Genomic DNA, 4976 nt, shown 5'->3' with positions numbered 1-4976 from the left:
GGATCGGGGTCGGCGGATATGCCGCCGGCGGCGAGCGCCCCGATCAGCCGCCCGGTGTCGGGGAGCAGGTCGGCGGGCAGGTCGGTGACCCGCCAGATCCGGTCGGGGCGCCCGCCGACGGCCGTGTCGGGGGCGGCGGTTTCGGCGACCGTGTCGCCGGTGGTCAGGAAGAGGCGGGCGGCAAGGATCGCCGCCCGGGCGGCGTCCTCCCGACGCACCGTCACCCGGGCGCCGGTGCCCAGGGCCAGGCACCACCCGTCGGGGCGGCCGGCGCCCGGGGCGGTGTCCGGGTCGGCGCCCGGGGCGGCGGGAGCGACGAGCGTCACATCCGCGTCCAGCGCCGCCACGTCCCCGCGCCCGTCGTCCACGGCGAACAGGAACCGCCCCGACAGTCGGGCCGCCACCGGGTCCGCGCACAGCGCCCGGTCCACCTCCCGGGCCACCGCGTGCACGCCGGAGCGGGCGCCCGCCAGGGGCGTGGCCACGATGTTCCGCGCCCGCTCGTGGGTGTCCGAGGGCAGCAGCCCGGCCGCCCGCAGTCGGCCCGCCAACTCGGTCCCGCAGTCCGCCGGAAGGGCTCTGAGCTGCATGTTCCCGCGTGAGGTGAGGTCGATCCGGCCGTCGCCGAACTCCTCGGCCAGGTCGGCGAGGACACGCGCGGCGGACGCGTCCAGCAGACCGCCCGGCAGCCGCACCCGGGCCAGCGCGCCGTCGTCGGCGGCGTGCAGGCGCAGCGCGCCGGGGCAGGCGTCGTCGCGCCGACGGCCGGACGATTCCTCCCGGTTCGGCACGGTTGCGGGGCGGGTGGACATGCCGGCGAGCATACCCGGGGCCCCACGGGGGCGTACTCCCCACGGGGGCCGCCGGCGCATACGATGACCGGTGGCGGTCCGACCGGATCGCCGACGCCTGCGACGGCGTTTCGGGGAGGAAGCCGGTGAGAGTCCGGCGCGGTCCCGCCACTGTGAATCCGGCCACACCGGCCGGATGAGTCAGGAACTCCCGCCGTCGCCACCGCCCGGGGCGAGGACCCCGAGGAAGGCCGGCCGCAGCATGCTCCTGCTCCTGTCCACGTCGGACACCGATCTGCTCAGCGCCCGCGCGGCCGGAGGCCCGGTGCCCTACCGGTTCGCCAACCCCTCACGGCTCCCCCTCGACGACCTGGACGCGCTGCTGGAGGGCACCGACCTGGTGGTGGTCCGCCTCCTCGGCGGGCTGCGCGCCTGGCAGGAGGGCGTGGACAAACTCCTCGCCGGGCCCCGCCCCGTCGTCGTCCTCACCGGCGAACAGGCCCCCGACGCCCAGCTGATGGCCGCCTCCACCGTGCCGGTGGGCATCGCCGCCGAGGCGCACGCCTACCTCGCGCACGGCGGGCCCACCAACCTGGAACACCTGGCCCGCTTCCTCTCCGACACCGTGCTGCTCACCGGCCACGGCTTCGACCCGCCCGCCGCCGCCCCCGCCTGGGGAGGGTTGGAGCGCGCCCCGCGCGCCGACGCCCCCGAGCCGCCGGCCGACGCCCCCACCATCGCGGTGCTCTACTACCGGGCCCACCAGATGAGCGGCAACACCGCCTTCGTGGAGGCGCTGTGCCGGGCGATCGAGGACGCCGGCGGCCGGCCGCTGCCGCGCTGGGTCGCCTCCCTGCGCGCCCCCGAGGACGAGCTGATCGCCGAACTGCGCACCGCCGACGCCGTGGTGACCACCGTCCTGGCCGCCGGCGGCACCACCCCCGCCGACGCCTCCGCCGGCGGGGACGACGAGTCCTGGGACGCGGGCGCCCTCGCCGACCTGGACGTGCCGATCCTCCAGGCGCTCTGCCTGACCGGGTCGCGCGCCGACTGGGAGGCCAACGACGAGGGTCTGTCCCCGCTGGACGCCGCCACCCAGGTCGCCGTGCCCGAGTTCGACGGCCGGCTGATCACCGTCCCCTTCTCCTTCAAGGAGGTGGACGCCGAGGGCCTGCCGTCGTACGTGCCCGACCCCGAGCGGGCCGCCCGGGTCGCCGGAATCGCCGTGCGCCACGCCCGGCTGCGGCGCATCCCGGCGGCCGACAAGCGCATGGCGCTGGTGCTGTCCGCGTACCCGACGAAGCACTCGCGGATCGGCAACGCCGTCGGCCTGGACACCCCCGCCAGCGCGATCGCCCTGCTGCGCCGGCTGCGCGCCGAGGGCTACGACATCGGTCCCGACCCGGACGCCCCCGATGCCGACACCGGCGCGTCGGGCGCGTCCGGCGCGGAGGAGGGCCCGCTGCCGGGCCTGGCCTCCGGCGACGGCGACGACCTGATCCGCGCCCTCATCGACGCCGGCGGCCACGACCGGGAGTGGCTCACCGAGGAGCAGCTGGCCCGCAACCCGGTGCGCGTCCCCGCCGCCGACTACCGCCGCTGGTACGACGGGTTGCCCGCCGAACTGCGGGAGTCGGTCGAGGAGCACTGGGGCCCGCCGCCGGGCGAGATGTTCGTCGACCGCAGCCGCGACCCCGACGGCGAGATCGTGCTCGCAGCGCTGCGCCGGGGCAACCTCATCGTGCTCATCCAGCCCCCGCGCGGCTTCGGCGAGAACCCCATCGCCATCTACCACGACCCGGACCTCCCGCCCTCGCACCACTACCTGGCCGCCTACCGCTGGCTTGCCGCCTCCCGCACCGAGGGCGGCTTCGGCGCCGACGCGATGATCCACCTCGGCAAGCACGGCAACCTGGAGTGGCTGCCCGGCAAGAACGCCGGCCTGTCCGCCGCCTGCGCCCCCGACGCCGCGCTCGGCGACCTGCCGCTGGTCTACCCGTTCCTGGTCAACGACCCGGGCGAGGGCACCCAGGCCAAGCGCCGGGTGCACGCCACCCTCATCGACCACCTCGTGCCGCCGATGGCCCGCGCCGAGTCCTACGGCGACATCGCCCGCCTGGAACAACTCCTCGACGAGTACGCGCAGATCTCCGTCATGGACCCGGCCAAGCTGCCGGCCATCCGGGGGCAGATCTGGACGCTGATCCGGGCCGCCCGCCTGGACCACGACCTCGGCCTGGAGGAGCGCCCCGACGACGACGGCTTCGACGACTTCCTGCTGCACGTCGACGGCTGGCTGTGCGAGGTGAAGGACGCCCAGATCCGCGACGGCCTGCACGTCCTGGGCAACGCGCCGGTCGGCGAGGAGCGGGTCAACCTGGTGCTGGCGATCCTGCGCGCCCGGCAGATCTGGGGCGGCACCACCGCCCTGCCCGGGCTGCGCGAGGCGCTGGGGCTGGACGAGTCCGCGCCGGGCCGGGCCGAGGCCGACCGGGTGGAGGAGCTGGCCCGGGCGCTGGTCCGGGGCATGGAGGACGCCGGGTGGGAGGCGTCGGCGGTGCCCGGCGTCATCGACGCCGTGCTGCCGGAAGCGGGCGCCGGCACGGACGCGGACACCGCCGGGGCGCCGGCGGTGAACCGCGAGGCCCTGGTCGGCGTGCTGGAGTTCGCCGTGCGCGAGGTGGTGCCCCGACTGGCGGGCACCGTCGACGAGTTGGAGCACACCGTGCGTGCCCTGGCCGGGCGGTTCGTGCCCGCCGGACCCTCCGGCTCCCCGCTGCGCGGCCTGGTCAACGTGCTGCCCACCGGCCGCAACTTCTACTCCGTGGACCCCAAGGCCGTGCCCAGCCGGCTCGCCTGGGAGACCGGCCGCGCCCTGGCCGACTCCCTGCTGGAGCGCTACCGCGCCGACCACGGCGAGTGGCCCTCCTCGGTCGGCCTGTCGCTGTGGGGCACCAGCGCGATGCGCACCGCCGGCGACGACATCGCCGAGGCCCTGGCACTGCTGGGCGTCCGCCCGGTGTGGGACGACGCCTCGCGCCGGGTCACCGGCCTGGAGCCGATCCCGCTCCCGGAGCTGGGCCGCCCCCGCATCGACGTGACGCTGCGCATCAGCGGCTTCTTCCGCGACGCCTTCCCACACGTCATCGGGCTGCTGGACGACGCCGTGCGGCTGGTCGCCGGATTGGACGAGCCGGACGCCGACAACCACGTGCGCGCCCACACCCGCGCCGACCTCGCCGAGCACGGCGACGAGCGCCGCGCCACCGTCCGCATCTTCGGCTCCCGCCCCGGCACCTACGGCGCCGGCCTGCTCCAGCTCATCGACAGCCGGGACTGGCGCACCGACGCCGACCTCGCCGAGGTCTACACGGTGTGGGGCGGCTACGCCTACGGGCGCGGCCTGGACGGCCGCTCGGCCCGCGAGGAGATGGAGACGGCGTACAAGCGGATCGCGGTCGCGGCGAAGAACACCGACACCCGCGAGCACGACATCGCCGACTCCGACGACTACTTCCAGTACCACGGCGGCATGGTCGCCACCGTCCGCGCGCTGCGCGGCGGCGAGGCCCCCGAGGCGTACATCGGCGACAGCACCCGCCCGGAGACCGTCCGCACCCGCACCCTGGTCGAGGAGACCTCGCGGGTGTTCCGGGCCCGGGTGGTCAACCCGCGCTGGATCGAGGCGATGCGCCGCCACGGCTACAAGGGCGCCTTCGAACTGGCCGCGACCGTGGACTACCTCTTCGGCTACGACGCCACGACGGGCGTGGTCGCCGACTGGATGTACGACAAGCTGACGCAGACGTACGTGCTGGACCCGGAGAACCGCAAGTTCCTGCAGGAGAACAACCCGTGGGCGCTGCACGGCATGGCCGAGCGGCTGCTGGAGGCGGAGAGCCGGGGGATGTGGGCCGAGCCGGACCCGGCGACCCTGGAGGAGTTGCGCCGGGTGTTCCTGGAGACCGAGGGCGAGCTGGAGTCCGACGACGAGTGAGCCCCGGGGGGTGAGGCGTGCCGCCCGGCCCCGGTGCGGCGCCCCGACGGGGTGCCGCACCGGGGCCGGGGCGGGTCTCCGCCCGGGGGCGCCTGTGACCACCGCGCCCCCGGGGCCGCGATCCCGGTCGTCGGGCAGGGGAAGGCCATCGCGGGGAATGTCCGGACCACCCGCGGCGGGGTGGGCGG

The 4976-nt window shown here is 76.0% G+C and carries 2 protein-coding genes and 1 riboswitch; of the genes, one reads left to right on the top strand and one right to left on the bottom strand.

Going from position 1 to position 4976, the window contains the following annotated elements:
* Positions 1–812, bottom strand: an 812-nt coding sequence (locus tag FOE67_RS16325) for a ferredoxin-like domain-containing protein (RefSeq protein WP_498370704.1), incomplete at its 3' end; no start/stop codon positions are given.
* 86 nt (positions 813–898) lie between these two features.
* Positions 899–1024, top strand: a riboswitch (cobalamin riboswitch).
* A gap of 29 nt (positions 1025–1053) precedes the next feature.
* On the opposite strand from FOE67_RS16325, the gene cobN reads away from it, so the two are divergent.
* Entirely contained in the window at positions 1054–4788 is a 3735-nt protein-coding gene (gene cobN, locus FOE67_RS16320) for a cobaltochelatase subunit CobN (RefSeq protein ID WP_182664957.1), read from the top strand.
* Positions 4789–4976: the final 188 nt, after the last annotated feature.

It is taken from the genome of Streptomyces calidiresistens, assembly GCF_014141525.1.
Taxonomy (GTDB): domain Bacteria; phylum Actinomycetota; class Actinomycetes; order Streptomycetales; family Streptomycetaceae; genus Streptomyces; species Streptomyces calidiresistens.
The sequence above is the reverse complement of the archived record's forward strand: the minus strand, read 5'-3'. Positions and strand labels throughout refer to the sequence as shown.